Here is a 1,223-nt window from a genome sequence, read left to right as displayed (position 1 = left end):
TTCGTACAGCGACTTGGGGATCATCTGCAAACCGGCCAGCAGGATCAGCGTGTAAAAGCCCATGTGCGCCCAGATGGACACCACCACCACCCAGAAGAAGGCCCAGTGCCGGTCCAGCAGCCAGTCCATCGGCTGCGAGCCCATGGCCACCAGCCCCGCGTTGAACACGCCCTGGCTTTGCAGCAGCCACTTCCAGATCAGCGCCACCACCACCGGCGACAGCAGCACCGGGTAGAAGAACACGCCGCGCCAGAAGCCCCGGCCGATGATCTTGCGGTTCAGCACCAGGGCCGTGACCAGCGAGAAAAACAGCATCAGCACCACCTGGATGCCGCTGAACTTCATGGTGCTGAAGATGGAGCGCCAGAAGATGTCGGTGCGGCAGCTTTGCAGGTCGCTGTAGTCGCGGCATTCCAGCAGGATGTTGAAGTTCTCCAGCCCCACAAATGGCCGCTGCGTGGGCAGCAGGTTGACCCCACCGGTCACCGCATAGACCAGGTTGATGAGGATGGGCAGGAAGGTGAAGATGCTGATGATCAGCAGGTTCGGCCCCACAAACAGCCAGCCGATGCGCGAGGCCCCCAGCCACTTCTGCCCCAGCCGGAACACCGGCTCGAACAGGTTGAAAAACAAGCCCAGAAGGCGCAGAAACACAGACATAGATCTCCTCTCCAGCAGCCTGCGCAGGCGCAGGCATCGCCCCCGCCGCCGCAACGGCAGGGGTTTGCTTCTCACTACACTACAAAATTAATAGCTGCTCACGCTCTATCCATAAGCACGGGAGGCCTGAAAAGCATCCAAGCAGCTCAGAGCCTACTTTTCGGCCTGCTTGACCGCCTCGGCCATGTCGGTGCCGATCTTGTTGACCGCCTCGTCCACGCTGATCTCGCCGACGATGGCCTGGGTGACGCGGGTCACGGTGGGCAGCATCAGGGCGCGGTTGTATTTGTAGCCCTGCAGCGCATAGGCGGCGGGGGCCACGGTGGGCGTGCCGTTGGTGAACACGGTGAGGGCGGCCTTGGCGGCAGGGCCTGCGCTGGTGTAGGCCAGGCCACGCTTGGCGACTTCGGCGTGGGCCGGGATGGTGTTGGTGCGCGAAGCGAACTCGGCCACGTTGGCCTCTTGCGCCATGAAGTCCAGGAACTGGGCCACTTCCTTGGGCGACTTGGTGGTCTTCAGCGCCACCCAGGCCGAGCCGCCGGGCATGCCGGAGCAGGCGCTGG

General features: G+C 63.3%; 1 protein-coding gene and 1 pseudogene. Both read right to left on the bottom strand.

The features are described 5' to 3' along the window. Nucleotides 1–660: carbohydrate ABC transporter permease (locus AC097L_RS25045; RefSeq protein ID WP_479589418.1), on the bottom strand; the 660-nt coding region annotated here is incomplete at its 3' end. A 153-nt stretch (nt 661–813) separates the two neighbouring features. Then, nucleotides 814–1,223, bottom strand: a pseudogene (locus AC097L_RS25040) (carbohydrate ABC transporter substrate-binding protein); the annotation flags it as partial.

The sequence above is a fragment of the Rhodoferax sp. RT5P35 genome (genome assembly GCF_056521385.1).
Note: the sequence above shows the minus strand (reverse complement) of the source record. Positions and strands in the feature narration are given on the sequence as shown.